At 44.3% G+C, this 23,716-nt stretch carries 19 protein-coding genes; 2 read left to right on the forward strand and 17 right to left on the reverse strand.

Features of this window, described 5'->3' with window-relative positions; translation table 11 throughout:
- Positions 1 to 3: 3 nt before the first annotated feature.
- From ACFOET_RS00945 to ACFOET_RS00990, 10 genes are all read right to left on the reverse strand, one after another.
- Positions 4 to 1,674, reverse strand: a complete 1,671-nt coding sequence (locus ACFOET_RS00945) for a GMC oxidoreductase (protein ID WP_379018622.1) — start codon at positions 1,672 to 1,674, stop codon at positions 4 to 6.
- A gap of 66 nt (positions 1,675 to 1,740) precedes the next feature.
- Complete coding sequence (locus tag ACFOET_RS00950; RefSeq protein WP_379018624.1) at positions 1,741 to 2,943, reverse strand: glycosyltransferase; 1,203 nt, start codon at positions 2,941 to 2,943, stop codon at positions 1,741 to 1,743.
- Between the two features lie 111 nt (positions 2,944 to 3,054).
- Positions 3,055 to 4,557: a lipopolysaccharide biosynthesis protein gene (locus ACFOET_RS00955; RefSeq protein ID WP_379018626.1), complete on the reverse strand. Its 1,503-nt coding sequence runs from the start codon at positions 4,555 to 4,557 to the stop codon at positions 3,055 to 3,057.
- Positions 4,558 to 4,572: 15 nt separating this feature from the next.
- Positions 4,573 to 5,151 (reverse strand): gluconate 2-dehydrogenase subunit 3 family protein, encoded by a 579-nt coding sequence (locus ACFOET_RS00960; protein ID WP_379018628.1) that lies wholly within the window; start codon positions 5,149 to 5,151, stop codon positions 4,573 to 4,575.
- 1 nt (position 5,152) lies between these two features.
- Complete coding sequence (locus tag ACFOET_RS00965) at positions 5,153 to 6,187, reverse strand: ATP-grasp domain-containing protein (protein WP_379018630.1); 1,035 nt, start codon at positions 6,185 to 6,187, stop codon at positions 5,153 to 5,155.
- Positions 6,188 to 6,224: 37 nt separating this feature from the next.
- Positions 6,225 to 7,415 (reverse strand): glycosyltransferase, encoded by a 1,191-nt coding sequence (locus tag ACFOET_RS00970; RefSeq protein WP_379018633.1) that lies wholly within the window; start codon positions 7,413 to 7,415, stop codon positions 6,225 to 6,227.
- Between the two features lies 1 nt (position 7,416).
- Positions 7,417 to 8,604: a glycosyltransferase gene (locus ACFOET_RS00975; RefSeq protein ID WP_379018635.1), complete on the reverse strand. Its 1,188-nt coding sequence runs from the start codon at positions 8,602 to 8,604 to the stop codon at positions 7,417 to 7,419.
- Between the two features lie 128 nt (positions 8,605 to 8,732).
- On the reverse strand, positions 8,733 to 10,187 hold the full coding sequence (locus tag ACFOET_RS00980; protein ID WP_379018637.1) for an O-antigen ligase family protein: 1,455 nt from the start codon (positions 10,185 to 10,187) through the stop codon (positions 8,733 to 8,735).
- Positions 10,188 to 10,246: 59 nt separating this feature from the next.
- Entirely contained in the window at positions 10,247 to 12,409 is a 2,163-nt protein-coding gene (locus tag ACFOET_RS00985; RefSeq protein WP_379018639.1) for a GumC family protein, read from the reverse strand.
- Between the two features lie 12 nt (positions 12,410 to 12,421).
- Positions 12,422 to 13,099 carry a TolC family protein gene (locus ACFOET_RS00990; RefSeq protein WP_379018641.1) on the reverse strand — a complete coding sequence of 226 codons (678 nt, stop codon included), beginning with the start codon at positions 13,097 to 13,099 and terminating at the stop codon, positions 12,422 to 12,424.
- A gap of 435 nt (positions 13,100 to 13,534) precedes the next feature.
- On the opposite strand from ACFOET_RS00990, the gene ACFOET_RS00995 reads away from it, so the two are divergent.
- On the forward strand, positions 13,535 to 14,977 hold the full coding sequence (locus tag ACFOET_RS00995; RefSeq protein WP_379018643.1) for a hypothetical protein: 1,443 nt from the start codon (positions 13,535 to 13,537) through the stop codon (positions 14,975 to 14,977).
- A 78-nt stretch (positions 14,978 to 15,055) separates the two neighbouring features.
- Here ACFOET_RS00995 and ACFOET_RS01000 read toward each other — a convergent pair whose 3' ends face one another.
- From ACFOET_RS01000 to ACFOET_RS01020, 5 genes are all read right to left on the reverse strand, one after another.
- A complete protein-coding gene (locus ACFOET_RS01000; RefSeq protein ID WP_379018645.1) occupies positions 15,056 to 15,994 on the reverse strand; it encodes a class I SAM-dependent DNA methyltransferase in 939 nt (312 codons plus the stop codon).
- 87 nt (positions 15,995 to 16,081) lie between these two features.
- Positions 16,082 to 17,092 (reverse strand): UbiA family prenyltransferase, encoded by a 1,011-nt coding sequence (locus ACFOET_RS01005; RefSeq protein WP_379018647.1) that lies wholly within the window; start codon positions 17,090 to 17,092, stop codon positions 16,082 to 16,084.
- A complete protein-coding gene (locus tag ACFOET_RS01010; protein WP_379018649.1) occupies positions 17,089 to 18,069 on the reverse strand; it encodes a glycosyltransferase family 2 protein in 981 nt (326 codons plus the stop codon). Before ACFOET_RS01010 ends, ACFOET_RS01005 begins: the two co-directional genes overlap by 4 nt.
- Before the next feature lies 1 nt (position 18,070).
- Complete coding sequence (locus ACFOET_RS01015) at positions 18,071 to 19,210, reverse strand: glycosyltransferase (RefSeq protein WP_379018651.1); 1,140 nt, start codon at positions 19,208 to 19,210, stop codon at positions 18,071 to 18,073.
- 56 nt (positions 19,211 to 19,266) lie between these two features.
- On the reverse strand, positions 19,267 to 21,099 hold the full coding sequence (locus ACFOET_RS01020; RefSeq protein WP_379018653.1) for an ABC transporter ATP-binding protein: 1,833 nt from the start codon (positions 21,097 to 21,099) through the stop codon (positions 19,267 to 19,269).
- 236 nt (positions 21,100 to 21,335) lie between these two features.
- On the opposite strand from ACFOET_RS01020, the gene ACFOET_RS01025 reads away from it, so the two are divergent.
- Positions 21,336 to 22,196 carry a beta-1,6-N-acetylglucosaminyltransferase gene (locus ACFOET_RS01025; protein WP_379018655.1) on the forward strand — a complete coding sequence of 287 codons (861 nt, stop codon included), beginning with the start codon at positions 21,336 to 21,338 and terminating at the stop codon, positions 22,194 to 22,196.
- Positions 22,197 to 22,212: 16 nt separating this feature from the next.
- On the opposite strand, the gene ACFOET_RS01030 is transcribed toward ACFOET_RS01025, so the two are convergent.
- Complete coding sequence (locus tag ACFOET_RS01030; protein WP_379018657.1) at positions 22,213 to 23,301, reverse strand: sugar transferase; 1,089 nt, start codon at positions 23,299 to 23,301, stop codon at positions 22,213 to 22,215.
- Entirely contained in the window at positions 23,285 to 23,674 is a 390-nt protein-coding gene (locus ACFOET_RS01035) for a response regulator (protein WP_379018659.1), read from the reverse strand. The genes ACFOET_RS01030 and ACFOET_RS01035 overlap by 17 nt, the downstream gene beginning before the upstream one ends.
- Positions 23,675 to 23,716 lie beyond the last annotated feature (42 nt).

A 23,716-nucleotide genomic window follows, 5' to 3' on the forward strand; every position in this document is an offset into this window, starting at 1 on the left:
ACGCTACAACAATCCTTTCTTCATTTGATTATAGGCATAGTCGCAAGCTCGGGCAGTCAGAGCCATGTAGGTTAACGAAGGGTTTTGACAAGCAGATGAAGTCATACAGCTTCCGTCTGTTATGAATACATTCTTCACATCATGCAGCTGGTTGAAACGGTTCACTACGGAGGCTCGAGGGTCGCGTCCCATGCGGGCTGTTCCCATCTCATGTACTGTACTCCCGCCTGGCCTATTATAATTGAAAACTTCAATATTTTTAAATCCTGCACTTTCCAACATCTCATGACAGCTCCGTTGGATATCTTGCTGCATCGCTCTTTCGTTCTCCCTAAAAGAAAAATCGACGTTCACTAAAGGCAAACCCCACCGGTCTTTTTGGGAACGATCTAATGTTATTCGATTGTCTTGGTACGGCAAACATTCTCCCCATCCCCCCATCCAGACGGTCCACGGCCCGGGTGACGTCAAATTGTTTTTAAATTCCTCGCCAAAGCCTGGCAGGTACAACATTTTCTCCTGCCAACCGTCTCTACGCCCAACCCCTTGAACTTGGTAGCCTCGTAAAAAGTCAGGGCTCCGGCTTTTTTCATCGACCAGATTTCGAAACCGGGGTATTAAGAAGCCACAGGGACGTCTACCTTTGTAATACTGGCTTTTGAAGCCTTCGTACATACCTGACGCGCCAGCAGATGAATGGTGATCCATGAGGTTACGGCCCACCTGGTCGCTGTCATTACCCAAGCCGTTTGGAAACCTAGGTGACTTCGAGTTGAGCAAGATGGCTGCAGTAGGTATAGTTGATGCATTGAGAAATATGATTCGAGCATAAAATTCCATTACTTCGTGGGTAATTGCATCGATGATCCGTACGCCCTTCGCCTTCGCAGTGGCGTTATCATATAAAATTTCCGTTACAATCGAAAAAGGCCGCAAGGTCAATTTACCGGTGTGCAGCGCTTGCGGAATGGTAGCACTGTTACTACTGAAATACCCACCATATGGACAGCCGCGTGAGCATAGGTTCCGATAGCGACATGGCCCCCTTCCCTTCCATCCACTTGTCAGGTTTGCGACGCGCGCTACAGTGAGCGTCCGGCCGTAGGTCTGCTTGACGCTTTTCTCTAAATGCTGCTCTATACAATTTAATTCCATAGGAGACAAATAAGGCCCATCCGGCAAATGTGATATATTATCCTTCCTGCCGCTTACCCCTACATATGACTCCACGTAATCATACCATGGCTTTATGTCATGATAACGAATGGGCCAGTCGACAGCAATACCTTCTTTGATATTGGCCTCAAAATCAAGATCGCTCAGGCGGTAACATTGTCTCCCCCAAGTAAGCGAGCGTCCACCTACTTGATACCCTCTATACCAATTAAATGGTTTATTTTGAATGTAAGGATGGTCACTGTCATTTACATAAAACATCTTGTTGCTCTGATCATACCCCATGCTTTGTATGGGATTTTCATAGTAATCCGATGTCGGGTTAGCTAAACGAAGGCTAAAATCCCACGGGTGCAACATAGCCGTCGGGTAGTCGCCATGCTTTACGTCTTTTCCGCGCTCTAGCAACAGCGTTTTCATCCCTTTTTCGGTTAATTCTTTGGCAGCCCAGCCACCGCTTATCCCCGATCCTATAACGATCGCATCGTAAGTTTGCATTGTGTTTATGTAGGTGTTTAAACGCATATTTGAGGGGATTCGTAGTGACTCAAACACTTGTAGCTGTTACTTCAAGTGCTGAGTGATAATCTCGACAACATTCTGTGCTATTTTATCCCAACTGAACGACCGTGCGCAGTTTATCCGAGCTTGCGAAGCCGCTTGTGTATCGCTCTCCAAACAAGTCTCGATACAGTGCAAAAACTCCTCTTGCGACGACGCCAGTGACACTACTGAACTAAAAACCTGCTCCATTACATTCGTTTTAGTTGCGACTGTAGGCTTTCCCATGGCCAGGTACTCGTTGATTTTTAATGGGAAATTTTCTTCGGTGATCGTGTTCCTAATCTGTGGGTTGATGCATACATCGAAATAGCGGATGTATGCCGGTGCCAAGCTATTTTCTATTTTGCCGAGGAAAATTACGTTGGGCAGTGTGTGTAGCGTGCTGTTTGCAAAAGCCTCGTCCTCGGGGCCTATTAATAAAAGGTTCCATGCAGGCCTTGATTCCGCCAAATACACAAGCAGCGGAATGTCTAACCTAATATCCAGCAAGGCACCTACGTAACCAACAATAGGACGATCCCTTAACGTTGCTATTTCTTCCGGAACATCGTAGTGGCGCGCAGGATCAAAAAGTGTGATATCACATCCATTTCCAATATAGAAACTATTCGGGTTGTACCTCATCGCCTGTTGTGTAAATCCCGGAGAGTTACACAACACCAGATCTGATTTTGCATAAAGGTCCGGTTCCAACTTGGTTCCGTGCCGTTTCCAATAATCCATGCCCACGATATAATCCCTGTCCAGATAAACACTTAAACGGGGCCGAAGGATTTCTTTTAAATAGAAACTTCTGAATATATCCTTGTCGTTTATAAGGATAAATCTTTCGAAACCAATTTTATTCAATGCAGTTTGGATTTCGGTCCCGAAGACGGAATTATTCCGTCTATTCAGCAGCTTAAAAACACTCGTGTGTGGAATCCAGTTTATCGACTCAATGATATTCAGCGGTGTGAGAACCCAAAGATTGTCATCGGCCTTCTCCAAGTTATCCGGCGTTTGTTTACTTCGAAGTAAATTTATGTGATCGCTAATATATGGATCATCACTGCCAAACCATAATGTCTTTCTGTCAATCGGTGGATTAACATATAACACACGATGCGTTTTGGCCAGTTCTTTCGCAATAGCGGTTGACGTAGAATCCCTATCGGTGTTTATGCGTTGTAAACTAACGAAAACAAAATCCAGCTTATCCATATTTTTTTATGCAAAGTACGCTAAGCGGAGCCCGCTAAACCGGCAAATTGCTTGGCTATTTCTATTTGACGAACAGTTTATGATAAATCGCTCCATTTTGTTGTGCAATCGTTATTTATTTAATATGAGACTTTTGATTTCCATTACCCCTTTAAACTTATTTTGAGTATGTTTTGAAACAAACCAAAGCGATAGATAGACGAGGGAACCAATACTACAACCGACGGCTACCAATAATAAGTCCGGCCAATTTCCGAAGAAATTCTTAGTTGACCAGCAGGCTGCCGCACTGATAATTGAAAACAGAAGTGGGTATTGAATTTCTGCTAAAAACATGGAGATGGAGACTGGCGACCCCTTAAGACTCCAATGTAACGCCGGAAACAACAACGTATAGTTGACGACGATGTAGGAAACTGCGATGCCCGTTATGCCCCAATTGATGCCAACCAGATATCCCAGCACCGTGACAATCGCACTAATCACCCCCCATATAAAATATCGCTTTGTCTGCCCTGTCGTAATCATTACCAGTCCCGTTGAACCAGCAACAGGTTGTATGAACGAAGCAAAGGCCAGTAATTCGAAGATATAGGCCACATCAATCCATGCTTCGCCTAAAACCAACAAAATGACCTCTTCCGAAAATACTGCCAAGTATGCTACCAAGGGCATGGAAAAAAAAGCAAGGATGAAAACATAACGCCTATAAAATTCAGCGTATTTCTTGGGGTCTCGTTGTAACGTACTTAACGCCGGTAAGGCCACGGTAGTCAATGGGCCCCTTAATTGGGTGATGGGAAGCATCAATAGTTGATATGACTTGCTATATAACCCTAATGCAGTAGCGCCGATGAAACGGCCTATGAGCACATTGTCCGCATTTCTTGAAAAATAATTTACCAAGTCAAACCCGGTTACGCCAGCCCCGAATCTTACCAAATGACGAACACGGGCTACATCAAACACTAAATTTGGCCGCCAATTGCAAACAGTCCAGAGCTGTATCACGTTCAACGCCGTTTGCGCTATTGTCGCACCGACAATGGCCCAATAGTCAAATCCCATCCATGCTAAAACGACACCAATCAGGACACTCGCGGCAGCATTCAGCATCCTAACACTTGACAATTGTTTAAATCTCATCTGCCTTTTCATCAAGGCGTTATGTTGTAATGAAAAACCGCCAAAAAAAATACTGAACGCAAATGCCAATGTGATATTAAACAATCGAGGTTCTCCGTAAAATGACACCATGACCGGCGCTAGCGCGAGTATGATTAAAGATATTACGAAACTAAACATAATGTTCAGCCAAAACAAGGTGCTGATCTGCTTTTGGGTGACAAACTTATTTTGTATAACTGCAGAAGAAAACCCCAAATCCTTGAAAATCACCACAAACCCAGTGATTGCTGTAACCATCGCCACCACACCGAAGCCTTCCGGGCTGACAAGGCGAGCCATGACAGCCGTAGAAATCATATGGGTCCCAAAAGAGAAAAGCTGTGCAAACACAGTATTGACCCCGCCCTTTACTGACCTCTTCTTTAGATTTCCTGTGAGATGATCCGTATCAAACCACCGCCTATAAACTTTTCTCGCTTCTACCACAATAATTAACGTAAATTATTTAATTGCCCATGCGCTTTGTCCAGCTTCCAGCTGGATACAGCCTTTGTAAACGTCCGGTAGGTAGTCGTAAATCAGCGCCTCTGTAGCGCCCACCTCCGAAGAACAATAGCCAATAGCGGTCAGCCATTTAAGCAAGTTGAAAAAAGAACGCCCAAACAACTTATTCCTGATTTTTTGAGCCACCCTAAAGCTTGTCCATTCGCTTTCTTCGAAAAAACGAAGAACTTCAGTACGCTGTATAGCGGAACACGAAATAAAATTTTGCCCAAGACGACTAACACAGAATCTATCGACGTCCTCCAACCCTATCAGAAACGTCCATTGTTCCGGTTTCGAAAGTCCGTATGTGACCATAGCAATAATAAAATCGGCCACATGTGCGTCTTTAGCGCCGGCTGTGTCGGTACGAGGAATGATGGTTTCTGAAAGTTCGGCAATCAGCTGCCTTTTTTCGGTCAAGGCCGTCAAGTTGACACCGCGCACACGCAGAAACCACTTTATAGATATGAAAACAACCAGTCCCGCAACGAGAAATACCATGTAGGCAATCGCCTTTTTTCTATCGATTAACATTTCATTCGACAATCGTCCTTGTTTCCTTAGACCGAATAACTTCTTCGAGCACGGCATCAACCATCCATCCCTGTGGGTTGAACTCTCCACTATGCCATTTCAATTCCGAATCCCAATACCCCGTGCACTTACTGGACCCTTTGATACCAAATCCAAAACTCACCTCGATAATCAACGGCCTTCCATCATGATAAATGAAGTCATAAGCAGCACATTGAAGTTTAAGCCGTTTGGTAACATCGAATCCGACTCGCAATACATCGGCTTCGATATCGTCATAAACGAAATGCCCACTTCCAGAAGCCCTGAAATCCCCGCTACGGACCATCCGCTTCATACCATAGGCACGGTCTCCAATTACGATCAGCCGAATATCGAAATCATTGTTTGGGATGTAGTCTTGAAAGTAGACATAGTCTCTGTCACGGCCGGCCTTTCGCGCATATGCTGGCGGGCTTACAAATCGGGCCAATCCTTTGACCAATTCGAGTAAATTTTTAGTTTCCCAAAAACGCCTTACCCTGTCTGCAAATGCCTGAGAGGGATCAAACTGTCCAAACCCCTTCCCGAAAGCCCGATCAATCAGCCGCATGCATTCCCTATTGTTCTTCACGAGTCGCACATTTGCACTCGCCGCTCCTCTCCGTGTCTTGAAAACCTTCGGGTAGGAAGTGTCCTTTGCCCACCGCTTCGCCTCAGCCTTGTCGTAGAAAACGTAAGATGGAACGAGCGGCGCTTCAAAGAGCTCGAGCAAATATTTCTGGCCGACCTTATCGTCGAAATGCCAGTTGGTATAAAAGTTTGGGAAGACCACTTTATCCGCTTGCTCCAATGCATAAAGGAGCTGCTTAGCCAACAGCGAGTCTTTGTAATTGTCATGATAATAGTGCCACATCAACGCATCATAGTCCTTTAATTGATCGACAATATGGTTATCATGACAGTTTACGATTCCGTAATTTATGCCATGTTGTTCACAGTGTTCGATCCAACGATTCGAAAACGTGCCGGGGGTATGATGTATCGCAATTTTCATATGCTTTTTTTTAATAATTCCTTTCCGGACCAGATAACTATTGATCATTTTCTTGTTTATAGTCTGTGTGTTTGGTCGCCACCGAAATTACATTTGCTTTTTTGGATTTCATCAATGCCAACACCTGATAAAACATGAAGCTGGGAATATTGATGAGTGCTCGATAGATTCCGCGGTCTGCGCCCGATGCATACAGTGACAGGAAAAAACCGGCGACAAATAAGCCAATTCCAGCCAGCCACACACTAGTCAGCGCACTACCGATTATCCAATTTATGACGAGAAACAGGACGGACAAAATCAAAAAAACAAACAATGGAGGACGTAGCAATACCGTCCCAAACAAAAACCGGTTCCTACTTGCCTTCACTAAGCCTGATTTGACCAGGCTGAAACCATAGGTAAAGTATTTGAACCAGGTGTTTATCCAACGCGATCGCTGGGCCACCAGTTGGTCTGCGTGACTCGTCTTCTGATCAAAGACCACTGCCCACTCATTGAAACAGATCCGCTCCCCTCGCTTGACAATCTCATATTGTAATACTTTGTCAAAACCGGCCCCTTCTACTGCTTTCCCGAGCAGGCATTCCTTATATAAATCGACCGTAAACGCCATACCTGAACCAGCGAGTGTTGCAGATGATCCGCAACCGAACAGTATCTTTCCATCGTAAAAATGATAATATAAATCGCGGGCGGCATCTAAGCAAGCAAATATACTGTCCATGTTTTTGGCCTTGCGGACACCTTGTACGGCGTTATATCCCAAGTTGAAAGACCGATCGAGTTCCTTCAGATAGGTCGGTTCGACGAGGTTGTCGCTGTCGATGATTGTTAGGCGGTCGTGGGGCCGCAAGAATCGATCAATGGCAAAAAAGTGTGATTTTACGTTGCCCGCTAGCACCTCCTCGGGTTTAAGTAAAACCACCCGGTCGTCATCAAACCGGAGGGATGACACGTCGCACTTGTCAGCTACGACATAGATGATAAACTGATCGTGATCGAGTCGCAACAACGAATCAACAACCGCTGGGATCATGGTCGTCTGTTCATATGCGGTCACAATGACTGCGTAATCGCCCCGCGGACCTACGGCTTCCTGTCCCGTGCTTAACGTTTTTCTGCTAACGAAGTATATGCCATACAACAGCACGGGCCAAATCAGGTTGAAACCAACAACCAGCTGAATACCGTACCAAACAAAATGTAACAACGTCTCTGGATTCATGTTATTTTTTCAATGCTTCAATTGCGTCGTAAATAGCTTCTACCGACTTTTCCCAGGTGTGAGCCCGTACGAAAGCTCTCCGCTGATTTTGCCGGCCCTCGCAGTCTTCTCGAAGCGCCAAATCAATTAAGTGAACATAGTCTTCGTTGCTTTGCGCCAGATACGTGACCGATGAAAACATTTCCATGGCATGCGTTTGCAAGGCCACCACGGGTTTGCCCATCGCAAGATACTCGTCTATTTTTCGTGGATAATTTCCGACAGTCAATGGCGTTAACACTTGAGGATTCAGACAAACATCGAACGCATGAATATAACTTGGTAATTCGCTGCCGTCTTTCATCCCTAAAAATAATACGTTAGGTAAATCATGCAGACTACTCCGCTTAAACCCTTCGTCTTCAGGCCCCACCAGGACAAGCGTCCATTCGGGCCGTTCTCTGGCAATATAAATCATGGCGTCGACATCCAATCGACTGCTGTGCAATACGCCGACATATCCGATGATACGACCTTTTATGCCCTTCATCTCGGCAGGTGTATCGCCCGCGAAATTGGCAAACAATTGATCGTTAAACCCTTGCCCTACATAGTGTGAGTTTTCGTTGTATTGCTTGCAATAGTTCATCAAGAACATGGAATTGGCGACGCAGACGTCGCTTTTTTTAATCAGCAGCGGTTCCAGCCGACTTCCATGCTTGTGCCAGTAAGGCGCCGCTATAATCAGGTCTCTCGAATAGTAAACACTAACCCTCGGATTAAGGTACTCTTGCAAGTAATGGCATTTGATAATTTCATTGTCGTTGAAAAGGATAAAATCGTCAAACCCCAGATGTGTCAGACATCGCTTAATGCTACTCGCAAAACGTCTATTGTTGAACCGATTGACGGCATTGAAAATAGGTATATTATCAAGCCAGTTAATCGACTCAACAATACAGCCGGGATAGAATGTCCATAGGTTTTTCTTTACCTCTATAAAGCCGTCCTCTGTTCCTTTTATTACCCGCAAACGCTTTTGTACTGGCGGGGTCTTCCTGAGCGAGATGGACGAATACCTATCGAGCGGCGAGTTGACGTAAAGCACTTTATTACGCTTGCTAAACTCCATGGCAATATCCTTACAATTGCTTCCAAGCGTTGTATCCCAAGGCTGCTGTCCGACTACGACTATATTTTGATTAATCATGTGCAGCCCCTACTTTTTCTCAGTTTTCGGCAATGTGGGGTTGACCTTTGCACCGTTACGGATTCCAATTAGAAAAGCAATGATTCCTGGAATGATGAAAATTTCAAAAGGCATGTAAGTAACTGTTGTTAATTTAAATATACTGCAGAGGGACGCTTTTCTTCCTTGGCCTCTAGCACGTCAGGTTTATCCCATTTTGAGGCTACAAAGATAATAGCCCAAGACATGTAGACGATAATTGAAGAAGGCGTTCTGTTAATAACTTCATTACCATAGCTAGCGATAAAGATACCAATCGTGCCCGAAACCAGTGCCACCAGTTTTATTCGCAGTACTGGATCTCTTATATTCCAGATGATCCCACAGCATTTACCCATGATGTACATCATGATACCGAACCAGATGACGAGGCCGACAATACCATACATCGCCCAGACTTTGACCCAATAGCTGTCGGGTTCAACTGTCGCTAAAAACCCGTTTGGATTGAATTCCTGCCCATTTCCGCCTATGGTTCCTAAGCCACCGCCGAATGGTCTTGCGGCCAAATACGTACGCAACCGTTCTTGCGAGTTTAAGCGAACAATATATGACGCGTCCTGTTCTGGATTTACGGCTGTACGCAGTCGCCTAATATGATAATTTCCCTGCCCGATGGTAGTAAATTTCAAAAACGCCACTAAGCCAATCATCATCATCACTCCCAAAAACAGTAATTTGAATTTCTTAGTAAGAAATAGGCCAATTAGCACACCAGCGAAAACGAAAAGCGCCCCCCGGGTGCCCGAAATTAACATTCCATAGCATAGTACGACACCGATAGCCACCAATACCGCCCTTTTCCATAACGTAATCGGAGCTGCTGACAAAATGAAGCAGATCAAGGCGACATGCGCCTGAGAGGCACCAAATTGCCCTGCATCAGTGAAAAATGAAAAGACGCGGAGTTTCCCGTTAATGAAGTGAGTACCAGTGTTTGCTTTCAAAAAAGCCATTTCACCCGGTAACATTCCGCCCATTAACTGCTTGATTCCGTTGAGTGCGGCCACGAGCGAAAAGGCGATAATGATCTTTAAAAATACATCTAAGTGTCGCTCTTTGTTGAACAGAATCATCGTGAGCGGAATAATGAGCAATAGGTTTAGCGCGGTTGTACGTACTTCATAAAACCACCCCATCACATTTGGGGCAGACGGATTCACGATCTCAAAGACACTAATAATAAACCACAAAATGACCAAAGCCGTAACGTCGCTATTAGCGGCTTTCCAATTCGCTTTTATTTTATTGAAAAATGCGACGATCCAAGTAAGTATTAACAGTATTTCTACTCCCAGCCCTACCTGGACTCGTGGGCTGATTTCTCTTGTTATCAACATAATCAGGAAAGAAAATGATAACGTTAAATAAAGGCCCCATATTGGATTTCTAAAAAGCAGCGCTATGAAGACAGCACCTACACTAACACTAATAACAGCCACAGGAATCAACTCACCCCCCACACTGGTTAAGTATGCAATCCCCAGCGACAATGCCAATAGCACAATCGGAATAGAGATTTTGTTACTAACCAATCTTTCCATCTTTATCGAACTTTTTCCTTTTATCCAGCCAGTGATTTGTTCAGCGAAAACGTCAATACTTAGTTTGCGGGACTTAGTGCCGGTTTAACCCTGATCTTGTTCAACACCCAACCAATAAATCCCGGATGGTTTTGAATATACGCAATCAGATTTTCCTGCTGATCATCAATGATACCGCCGGATTCAAATACACAAATGGATTTATCCGCAAACATCAGCCACTCCTTGGCCTGATTAAAGTTCTCAAAGCTGTCAATGTCAATGATAACCAGATCGAATTTTTCCTTCAATGTGTTAAATCCGATTTGAAGTGAATTGGTGTCTTGGAGTTCAAACAGGGACGAATTCTTGCTATTGCGATGCAAAACCGTAATCAGATCCTCCGCTTGGATTTCACGCTTGACCAGAAATGTCTCAAACTCCTGCAATTCCTTATTCTTTTTTTCATTTTTTCCATTGGCGGACATGTCATCTGATACCCCCTTCACATCATTCCCGATAAGCAGCACGCGCTTACCAGTTACCGCAAATGCATAGGCAAGGCTTGCTGATAAAAAAGTTTTTCCCTCACCCGATTTCAAACTGGTAATGCCCAAAATTTTGTTATGCCCATTCAGCATACTACGATTGATATCGAACCGCAATGAGCGCAGCAGATCCCGATAAAGGCCGAACTGCGGATTGGTCGCCGCCTCCCGCCAAATACCCGTAACACTTGTGCCATTCATCGCTACTTGATTTAAGCAACCCAGCACCGAGCCATCGGTCGCAGATTTCAACTGGTCTACAGCAACGATTTTACGGTCGAGAAGAAACAGCAGGGTAAGTACAGCCAAGCAAGCAAATGCGCTAGCCACACCCGACAATGCCATATATACCAATTTCTTTGAGGGCAGTGCAGACCCTGGCAAGCCAAGCTCAACAATACTCAGCCGTAAACCGGCATTAGACTGAAATCCAGCCTGATTATGTCTATTGAGCATTTCCATGTATTCGCTCGTGGCCAATTCTGCGTCGCGCTCCAGGTTCTTTAATCCTGCATCCATCGGCACCATCGCATTGTACCGTTGTCTGGCCAACGCCAATTCGGATTCAATTGCCCGAACGCTATTTCGGAGGGATGCCAAAACGGTCTGTAACTCAACCACCTTTTGTTGCAACAATGTTCGGTTGGCTTGCGGATTTTCCAAGGATTGAGTAGCGGATCTGGCTACTAATTTCCGCCTTTCCTGCTGCAATGAATCGACAAGCCTCTTTTCAGCCGCGCCAAAGTTATTTTCTATATACCTTCTGTTTGCAGCTTCCAACTGTCCGTCCAACAAGATGACCTCGTTGTTCAGTTCGGATATATTGGCTCGCATGCTGACTTCGGAGGGGTCATTTAACCTAGCCGTGATATCCCTTATTGCTCCTTGTGTAGATTCGATTTCGGCGATTTTTTGCGTACGGCTGGTTTCCAGATTTATAATTTGTTGGTAGACCATACCTGTATGGCTGCTGGAATTAAGGATCCCGCTACTCGATCGATAATCGCGCAGCTGGTCGTTCTTTTCCTGCATTATCCGCTCTTTTTGCCGTAACAGGGAGTCAAGTACGCTAACGGCCTGAACATCCACTTTCGCGATCACCCCATGATAATACCGGATAAATTCATTTGCCACGGTATTAACTACATAGGCAGAGAGTTCGGGGTTTTCGGACGTAAAAGAAATTCCGATAAATTCACTTTCGCCATAACGGTTGACATTTAAGTTGTCTGCAATTGCATCACGGCCATAACCCATCGACTCGAGAACGTCTGTGATTGCGGTGTCCACATCAGAAGCCCAATTGACCATGCCCCCAGATAATCTGCTTCTCATGGTGTCGATAATTCTACTCCTTTCAGTTGGCGAAAGCGCTGCTACCTTCTCGCTGGGAGCTCTGAACGCCTGACCTTCACTTTCCAAGTCATGCAGGGCGAGTCTATACCCTACCGCATCCATCACTTTTTTCATTTTCACCATACCAATCATATTGGAGTATAATTGGCGCGGCACCTGTTGAGCAGTCCCTAACCTCGTCATTTCCGACGAATTGGTTGCAATTAAAGATTGCGAGGTATAGCTATCTGGCATGTCTTTAACCAGAAAATATACAAAGCCAATGGTAACGATTGGAAATGTGATGATCAGCCACAGGTACCGTAAGAAGAACCGCAAAAGTTTCTTAAAATCAATCATCCTCTATTCGTATTAGTTTATGCTATCTAGTTTTACCCCAATCAACAGCTCTAACCCGTCCTTTGCGTTGAGGTAATTGATTTCAGCCTGAATGACCGATGAGTTTGCCTCAGAAAGCTCTGACCGAGCTATGGTATAGGCATCTACAGGCGCCTCGCCCCGCTCAAACTGATTTTGAACCCGGTCAAATGTAATTTTACTATCTTGGGCGTACTGGGTCCTGAGCTTGAGCATATTAATCGACTGCAAATACGAGTAATACGCAGACCTTACATCACTTTCAAGTTCAGCTTCGAACCGTTCAGTTTCCAGTTGAGCAATCCGATAACTTCTTTTTGCTTGTCTAACTGAACTCGGCTTTCGAATCAGTCCAGCAAGGTTTACCCCGACGGAGACCTGATAGCCATTAATAAAATATGGGTTAAGTTCGCTCACGGCTGGTCTATTACGCGGCCGGTAGATGTAAGACCCATTGAACATGTCCAAATAGGTCAGCTTTGAAGTGTTATACGCTGACTTAGAAATCGCTTCCTCCTCTTGCATTACTTTCAACCGCGGATAATTCTTTTTTGCCAGTGCTATCAAGGTATCCAGATAGCGGTAGTCGATATCTCGAATAATCGACTCCTGCGCCTGAATAGCTGTGGATATCCACATCAGAATTGCCATGATCAATACAACTTTATTCATATTTTTCGTTCTAACAGACTTTATATGTTTCTCACGCCTTAGGCGACAAATAGTGTTTTTCGTACAGAAAACAACAAGCAACCATAATACTCGATCAACATTGTCGTTGTCTTCTAAAGGCAAGCAAAAGTATTTCTAATGAGAGAATAAGTAATGGCTAAAGCCCATATTTATTTTATATTGTAGTTTAAAAACTACATTCATTTTTATAGCTTTGCTGATGTTTTTTGTCCGATGCTATTGCTTGTTGTTAAATAAGTTAGCTTTTGAAAAATGAATGGTATGAGGAAGGTATTCTTATTGATATCGATTTACGCGTTTGGAATTTTATCTTGTTGCACTAACTACGCTGAGCAGCCAAGTATCTCACAACTGGGCGCAACACAAAAAGGTCTGATACAACAAAAGCCCGCTGCTAACATAAAGTTTAAAGATATGTTAGGCGTAAACGCATTTGAGTGGAACTTTGGAGACCAACGGATTCCAACACATCCGGATCATACATTCTTCTTCAAACCATTTTCCAGTTTCCGTCATTACCTTGACTGGCGCCAGATCGAAAACGACGAGGGAAAATACCGCTACAATCCGAGCGCAAGAGGGAATTGGAAATACGACGAGATATATCAATGGTGCAAAGAGCAAGACATTATGGTATTAGTCTGTTTGAAGACAATTCCCGACTGGCTTAATGCTACGTACCCTCCTGAAAAACGGGATTCGGAAAATGTGCCGGCGCCCTACGGTGCCGATTTATCGGATCCAAAGTCATACATTAAGTTTGCTCAGTTAGGTTTTCAGTTTGCAGCGAGATACGGCGCAAACAAAGACGTAGATCCAAGCTTAGTCCACGTTGACCCGAAACCTCATTATGATCCCAACGAGGTTAAAATAGGATTGAACCTTATCCGATATATCGAGTGTAACAATGAACCCGATCGGTGGTGGAAACCCAAAAAAGTCGCTCAGCAAACAGGCTCAGAGTATGCAGCGAATATGTCGGCTTTTTATGACGGCCACAAAGGCACATTGGGACCGGGAGTAGGCGTTAAAGCTGCGGACCCAACCATGACGGTAGTGATGGGCGGAATTGCCGCAGAGCCGGATTTCGTCAACGAAATGATTGCCTGGTGTGAGACGCATCGGGGGAGAAAAGCGGACGGCACCATAGACCTATGCTTCGATGTATTAAATTATCACCATTACTCCAATAACAAGCACGAAACGCACAATAGAGAAAAGCAACGAGGCGTGGCTCCCGAAATTTCGCTTTCTCCCGGAGTAGCAAAAAGGTTTTTATCTTTTGCAGAAAAGGACCTTCCAGGTATCGAGGTATGGAATACCGAAATCGGGTATGACGTAAACCAGAGGAGCAGTCAAAAGGCAATTCCGATTAAAGGCAAATCCGCTTTAGTCACGCATGCCGATTGGAGCATCCGTTCAGCGCTGATGTATGCACGCGCCGGAATAAGCAAATTGTTTTACTATATGTTGTACGATGTCAGTGCCAAAAGCACCACGCAATACATGTCTTCCGGATTTGTTGACAAGGTTGACGGAAATACAAGTAGGCCCGCTTGGTATTATTTGTTACAAGCAAAGAACCTTATCGGAGAGTATTATTATCGAGGGACCATTAACGAAGATCCTATTGTCGACGTCTATCAACGCGATGAACAAACAATCTATGTGCTTACTGTTCCCGATGAAATCGGGCGCGAGGAAACTTACAAACTTCAGGTTGGAAAGGTTAGTCAGGTGAAAATCCACGAACTGAATCCTGACTCCGACCGGATGAACACCCAAACGGTTGCCGTTTCCGGTGGTGAGCTAGCCATCAAGGTGACAGAAACTCCTGTCTTTGTTGAGTTATTATAACGAATACCTGATCTGCCGATACAGCGCTGCCATAGCCATCCGGTAACCTTGGGGTGCTGGGATACCAGAACAGACGATTTACCCCGAAACTATTTTTTTAACGGCAGCTTTGACCAGACTACCGGATTTCAAGCGTTTCGCCAATTCTTTTAACAAATCCTTATTGGACAGTTCGGAGACTGGGGACTGTGCCTCTTCTGTGTTTTTCCGAACGTCAAATAATGGCTCCGACGGCAGTATAATTGTTGGAGGGGTATCGTCACCTATATCACGTTTCTCACTAGCTACAATGACTCGCCTAAGTACCCTGGTCGTGCCCTCTTCCGACTTTGGACGCAATAAAATCTCTATTTTCCGGAAATGGTCCCCAAACCAGCGAACCAACTGATCTAAATGTGGACATAATTGATAATAGTAAGCCCCATCATGTTCCTTACTAGTCCAAACTACTCCCAATGTCGTCACACCACGACTGAGTGGCAAACCGGATAAATCATATAGATCATGGGGGAATTCGATATCCATTATATCGACTAGATCGCTTGGTGCCACCATGCATTTCCCGTCTTTGGCTGTCCATTCAGCTAATCTGGCAATAGCTAATTCGATATCACCCATTGTGGGGAGATAACAGTACGGTTGGCCGGTACAGGTCACCAAGTCAAATTTCCCTTCCAATTCCGGTCTTTTTTCCGTCATACTTTGCTTGTAAAACGTGGCATTTGGATTGGCCGATCTAGCTATATGTAACATGTCGTCCGATAAATCCATTCCGCTTCGGTCAACTTCCGAAAACTTACTCAGTAAATAGCCAGTTCCACAACCTACATCCAACCAATTCTTACTTGACTGCAATAAGCTGTTGAGAATCTTTTCGTAGAAATCACTAAGAGGTTTCCAATGATTTTTTTCGCACCATATCTGGTTATATATCGACGCATATCGTTCATCGTACAATAGGTCAGCTTTCTTGATTTGTTCAGAATTAGATAACATTTGTTTAATATTAATTTTCATTTTTTTACACTCGACTAAACTCGAGTTATTGATGGCTAACCACTTCGTTGGCCTGAACAGGTTACTCCCGGTATTCAAATCGAAACCTCAGGAATAACGTAGCTGTCGGTATAACGCAGCAATGGCCATCCAATAATCTCGTGCAGGTACTATGATATTGCTGGGGAACAAGACCACATGGGCAATCAGTAATCCCCAGACGTGCGGCTGGCTGAAACTCGCAGCAAGCAATAGACTCAATGGAAAGAACGTTTGATAGTAATCAATCATGAGTACTTGAGTATGCTTATGCCTAGGAGTAATCAGAATGATGGGAATGTTAGCATAGCGTGAGTAACGGATAATAACCAACACAGCATACAATACTAACGATATCCAAACAGCTATTAAATTGACATGTTTTAGCATAGCCCCAAATGCGGCCAATTCGACAGCAAAAAAAGCAGGGGCTGCTGGTTTAAACCTCTCAGGAGCTATCCTAGTCGCAAATGTGCTTATGTTTGTTTTAATGTCGTTTTCCCTGTCAAGAAACTGATGCCAAAGGATTCCCCGACATCCAAACATCAACGCCCAAATCGCAACTAATGTTAGCCAATAATAGTCGATTTCCATACCGACCGTATAGCTTATACCGGACACCATAAGTAAAGATGGGAACAAATGAGCTCCACATGCATCGCAAAGCACCCCCAGTAAGCCGCGTTCCTTAAAACGAAAGGGAGGGAGCGAATATAAACTAAAAGACATCCAGGCGAACGTATAGAAGATGATCGTTTGTATGTCTGGCCACATGAAATAGCCGAAGATGCCACCGATAGCCAAGCATCCAGTTATCAGCGCCCCGCGCCACAATGGTGACAGGTTAGCCATCCGATTAGTTTTACCTACCGCTATATCTTCTTCGATATCCGTTATATCATTAATTATACTCACATAAACAGCGCCAATTGCCAATGAGCCTAAAAAGAAAAGAAACAGCGGAGCAACGTGATATAATGTAGTTCCTGACGTTAAAGCGGTCGCATAACCGACCGATAGCAGCGGTGGCAATTTATATCCCCACCATTCAGGCGCGCGTATGATACCAAAGAGTTTCACAGGATATTGAACAAGTTTACGAACCGTTGAATAAAGTGATTGTTAAACGCTGTATACGCCAGTTTCGGAACCTGAGCAATCGCATAGACCGGTTTTTCTCCCAGCGCGGTTTTAACTAAAGTCCATGACTCCGTCGCCCTCTTCTCCCTAATCAACTTATGCTTAGCCAACTCCATCAACCCTTTAATGTAACGCCTCCTTAGAATTTCCATTTCATTCACTGACAATACTGTACGGTACCGTTTCATGATTGTCTCAGTATCTTTCACCAATAACAACTGTACAACCTCATGCCAGCTCCTTCCATCATAGATGTTTTGACCATCGATATCCTTATACCATAGGCGCTCTAACGTAAACACTGCTGCACAAGGTTTGGCAAATATCATATCAAGGTATAACCCCCAATCATCTCCGATGTTCATATGGTTATCCCATCCTCCAACCATCGACTGCCTTCTCATTACAACCGATGAAGAAGGCGAAGGACAAGCTTTTAGGTACAACGCCCGTAATTCTTCCGAGGACAGCCTATACCAACCGTCAATAGGTTCTTTTATATAGGGTACCAAATAAGGATCACTTGAAAGAAAATCCCTCCAATCTGTTGTGTATTGCGTTTTTTGATTCCAATTGGCGAACGCAAAGTCTGCATGATAGCGATTTAATGCGTTCATGGCCTTTTCCAAGAAATCCCGTTCCCAGTAGTCATCCGAATCAAGCGACGCAATAAAGTCTCCATTTGCGAGTTGTAGCCCTGCGTTCCGAGCCGAAGCTTGTCCGCCATTTGGTTTGTAAATATAAGTCAGGCCATCTATGTGAGACAACAGATCCCCGGTATTGTCGGTCGAGCCGTCGTCAACCACAATGAGTTGCACATTGCCATATGACTGGTTTTTAACGCTTTTGATAGCAGTGAGCACTTTGGTTGCGCGGTTGTAGGTGGGGATGATAACTGTAATCAGTGGTGAAGCCATATTAGAAATTGGATAGTAAATATTCTGCAAATATTTTTTCAGGCTTGTCCGGTATATGGCTCCGAATGAAACGGGAAGCCTGCTTGCCCATCTCTTCCCATCGCTCACGGTTCTCCCATGCTCTCTCCATGGTATCCTGAAACGACACGTCATTAGCATGTCCGATAAATGCGGTGACACCCTCCTCCAAAAGCTCCCTATTCCCACCAACATCTGTCGTAATGACCGGACGTCCGGCCATCATCGCTTCTACAATAACCAAGGGCAATCCCTCGGTCCTTGAAGGAAGTACCAGTGCATGGGATTTGCTCCAAAGTTCATAGACGTTATCTACATGGCCATAGAAGTTGACGTTTGTTACATCGAGTAACTGGGCAAGCTCCTTTAGGATAGTCTCGTCCGGACCGGTTCCAATGAAGTTCACAATCAGCGGACGCGACTTCCATTTCGGTTGACTCAATACCCGAATTAGCATGTCCTGCCCTTTTTCGACGATAAAAATTCTTCCCACACAACATAACTGAAAAACTTTTTCCGATGAAGGGTATGGGATGTATTCCGTCGGCTTCACCGGATTGAAAATTACCCGGCTTTCCGGAAGGCGAACACCATATTGCTCTTCTGTTAATCGCTGGTTATGCCGGGAGACAAAAAAGCAATGACGCGCTTTCTTAAAAATGGATCGCATTACCTCTCGGTGCTCAAAATGCTGCGGCCAATAAAAATCTACGGCTTTATGAGATACCAACACATACGGGACGTTGGTATCCAAGCAGGCGTGTGCATAATGTAAGCCGTCGAAATTCACTCCCTGCGATACGAGCACAATCCGAGGTTTGTACTGCTTTAAATATTTCTTGAACGTTAGTGAGTCATAAGAATAATAAAAGGAAGGCTTTTCCGGATCCCCTTTAATACCTAACCAAAACCTTATCTTATTGACAATTTTCCAATACAGACGAATCAGAAACGGCTTTGCCGGCGCTGTCGATAAGAAAGTAACTCCTTCATCGATCAAAGCGGCAATTCGTCTGTGTTCCCGGTGAATATAATGCTTGCAAACAACCACATTAAAACCTGCAAGCTGCAAATAAGGAACCGTTTTCACCCATAGTTCCTCGCTCCCTCCCCAAGCGTCCATAATTGACGAAGCTATGAATACAGTTTGCTTTTTTGTTGTTGATTTTCTACGATTCATTATTGTTCCGCTATAGTATTTTCTTGCCGCAAGTCTACATCAAAAATTTGAGCATAATATCCGTTTTGACGACTGAGTACGTCCGGGGTTCCTGCCTCAACGACTGAACCCTCTGACAGCACGTAGATATAGTCCGCGTGCTTAATCGTGGAATAGCGATGGCTGATAACTAATGCTCCGCGAGTGTCAAGCGTCGATTTTAACGCATCGAGTAAACGATGCTCGGATTGCGCGTCGAGCGCGCTGGTTGCTTCATCAAGTACTAAGAATCTTGCTGCGCTGTAGAAAGCTCTCGCCGTAGCCAGCTTTTGCCATTGCCCAACACTGATTTCGTGCCCACCGTCAAACACGCGTCCCATCATTGTCTGGTAATTGTTTTCGAACTCCATAATATACCCGTGTGATCCAGCCAGTTTGGAGGCGTGGACAACATCGTCATGCGCATGCTGGGCACGGCCAATATCGCCTAAAAAAATATTTTCGGCAGCGGTAACGTTGTACTTATAGAAATCCTGGAAAACAATACCAACTTGTTTGCGGTAATCTGAAAGGCTAAATTCCCGTATATCAAGACCGTTGAGTGTGATACGGCCGTTTGAGGGGTCGTATAAACGAGCGAGCAGTTTAATCAACGTGGTTTTTCCTGAACCATTAAGCCCCACCAAAGCAACCAATTTGCCCTGAGGAATTGCGATCGAAACGTCCTTTAGAACCATTTTGTCCGCGTGGGGATACCTGAAACTTACGTTCTCCAACGTCAAATCGTGTACAGACGCCCCGGGAATTGGAACTGGATTCGGATTTTCGTACAATCCCGTTCGGAGATCGAACAATTCGAAGATGTACTTGACATACATATTGTTGGAATAAACAGCGGTGATGCCGGATGTGAGTTCCTGTAGATAGCCGAATATCATCGGAAACATAACGACAAAGACGGCAATATCGCCCGTTGACACCCTGCCATCGATTGCGCCTAACGTAACAAAATAAATGCAAGAAAAGAAACCAAGGCTAGCCAATGCGCTGACCATCGATTCGGCCTTGCTACGTTGACGGCTTATTTTCAACCGTTCGCCAATGAGGTGTGTGCGTATACCGAAATATTTCCTTTTAAAATAGTCCCCTAGATTATAACTCCTGATCTCGCGGGCGGAGAGCTCCGAGGTGATGAGGTGACCAAAGTAACTGGATATCCGCTCAACAGGTGTGTTTTTTACGCGTAACGCATTATATTTTTCAGAATAATAAATGCGAGCCGCAAACATAGGCAGCACGAAAAGCAATAAAATAGGAAGCAAACGCCAATCGATAGATATAATAATCACAGAAGCCGCCGCCATTTTTAATGCCGCGCTTAACATGCTGAGTAAACCCATAAGGACCGCATTGGGCCGCCCCCCTCCGGCCTCCTTTGCCAGCTTCAGCGTATTAAAATATTCCGGGTCCTCGTAATAGGCCATATCCAAATCGACCGTATGCCTGTGAATCATGTCATCGATTTTCTCGGAAACGAGCGTAGACTGCAATTCCGAGAAATAAGCAGATATGGAATTTACGACAGTATGCAAAACAGCCAACCCTCCTGCTATTAACACCTGTCGGATCACGAGCGAACCGTATTCAGGGGAGCCAACTTCCTGATTGGATACGACATCAATCAAATCCTTTAACGCATACAGCGATAGGAAGAGTAGGCCGGTAGAAATGAACATAAACGCGATCACCAAAACCGTCTTCCAAGGTTCCAATGCCCACACCAGCTTGATGGTACGAGCTAATTTTAGACTGGAAAGAATAGACGAATAGTAAAAGAATTTGGCTTTAACCATCGATCATAGCGTTAGACATAAACATATTTCAATTAACTATCGCTCAAAAAACCACAATACTAAGGATCAATCAATGTTCATCGATGCGTGTAATAGTAACATGGGCAGAAGAGACAAGTATAATCTATTTAAAACGTAGCGCAAAAATCAATATAAAATACTGTATTTTTATGCCGGTACAACTTAGATTTTTAGTTTTGTAGAGAAAAATCGACAGTACTAAGACACACCTGTTCATGGCGGCGATTGCCCACCTTATACTTGCACATGAATGCCCCCGGCAGTTGGCTCGACTAATCAATGCAGTCACCCACCCAACCGCCGATATTTTCGTCCATATCGATAAGAACAGCCCTATTGATCCATTCTTAAAAGCGCTTCATCACCATACCAACCTAAGGTTCATAAAAAATAGGAAAAAAATCGTGTGGGGTGCATTTAGCATGGTAGAAGCCACGCTTCAATCGTTCAAAGAGATACTATCAACCAGCCACCGCTTTAGCTTTATTAATTTGATCAGCGCAGCCGACTATCCGCTAAAAGCAGCAGGATCGATATACGAAATCTTGCAGAAACATGAGGGGAACTCATTCATGGAAATGCATTTCGACGATTCTCCTTGGTGGATGGAAGCGCAACAAAAAATAACGAAATACCATTTCACCGACTACGCGTTCCCGGGCAAGTATCTGATCGAAAAAGTGGTCAACCAAATTACTCCAATACGTAAAATACCTAACCAAATGGTTTTTACGGGTCGCTCGCAGTGGATGACATTATCCCTTAACCACGTGAAGTATATTTTGTCTTTTGCCGATAATAACCCCCAGGTGATCCGATTTTTTAAGCATACCTGGGGCCCGGATGAATTCATCTTCCAGACGATTTTGTACAACTCGCCATTCAGAGAGGAACTTGTAAACGATAATTTGAGATATATAGACTGGTCAGAACAAAGAGCCAGCCCTAAAACGCTAACTATCGCGGATTATTACAAGCTGGCAAACTCAGGGAAGCTATTTGCGAGAAAATTTAATCCTGACGTCGACAGCGAAATATTGGACCTTATCGATTCGTGCCTGTTGGAACGCTCTTGAGACCTGCCTACCTCAATTATACTTTTTCTTTCTGTATTAATGCAGGAATGGTCTTCAATAATACCTTTAAATCCATCCAAAACGAAAAATTCGTGGTGTAGTCGTTATCAAGCTTTCTGCGTTCTTCATCTGACATTTCGCCTTTACCTCTTTTGGTCACCTGCCAAAGACCGGTGATACCTGCCGGACCAAGAAAACGCATAGCCCATTCATCTGAGGTGAGCAGTTGAGCCTCATATAATGGCAGAGGCCTATTGCCTACCAAGGACATATCGCCTTTGAGTACATTGAAGAGCTGGGGCAGCTCGTCGATGCTTGTATTTCTCAGAAAGGAACCGAACTTGGTGATTCTCGGGTCATCCTTTATCTTCACAAACGCCGCACTTTTATCGTTGACAGCGTATTGGTTTAATGCAGCAAATTTACTCAGCTCCTTGTCGGCGTTAACCCGCATCGATCTAAATTTGTAAAAATCGAAGATTTTATACCCGCTGCCTGCCCGCTTGCTTTTATATATAACAGGCCCTTTTGAATCGAGTTTGATAATCAACGCGATCAAGGCTAAGAATGGTGCAAGTATTAGCAATAATGTACCGGAAACCAATATATCAAATACCCGCTTTGAGATAGGCATTCGGTATTCTTGCTCCGATTTTTTTGCCTCGTGAGTCAAGTTGGGCACCTCACCAATTAGTTTAAATTTGATGATGAACTTCAGCCGTTCTTCAATATTCGATACGTTAAAGGGGTAACAATAGATATCGTTTACATAAGGCGAGAACACCTCTGTTAGTAACTGCTTGTTATTCTTGAATCCTAAAATAATAATGCTGATCGACTGGGTGACGGGGCTCTCCTTCACCCGTTTTACGAAGGCGTGGAAACCACCGAGGTCATCCTCTACTTCCAGTACCAGAATGTCCGGTCCAGACAGAATGGATTGCGTACCAATATATTGCTCAAGCGTGGTTAACTTATCAAAACGGATAACATCGATGTCGTCATTAAATTCGGCATCCAATTCGTCGACGAATTTGGTGCCTAGGTAGGCGATTGAAATAGTTAGGAACTTATTCTCCTGTTTGATTTCAGTTAACAAATCCATAAGCCGATGCGTTAAATATGTTTCCAATGGTTTCTTTCAAAATGAGCGGGTCAAAAGGCTTGTGTAGACATTTATTAACTGAATACGGCAATTGACCCAATTCCTCCAAAATATTTGTGGATGCTGATAGTACAATCACTGGGATGCCACTATATACCCCACTGATTTTTATACACTTCAAAAAGGATTTACCATCCATGTGAGGCATCACCCAGTCCATAATGATCAAATCTGGAATATGACGCTGTTCTAACCAACGAAAAGCTTCATAACCATTTGCAGCAACCTGCACCTCGAAATCTTTGGAAAGTATAAAACACAACAATCGTTGTATGGTTGGTTCGTCTTCAATTAAAAGGATCTTTTTCTTCATACCAGACTTGGTGAGTACGCGATGTTATTTTCAAGGGCAAAT

Source organism: Parapedobacter deserti (assembly GCF_042646065.1).
GTDB lineage: Bacteria > Bacteroidota > Bacteroidia > Sphingobacteriales > Sphingobacteriaceae > Parapedobacter > Parapedobacter deserti.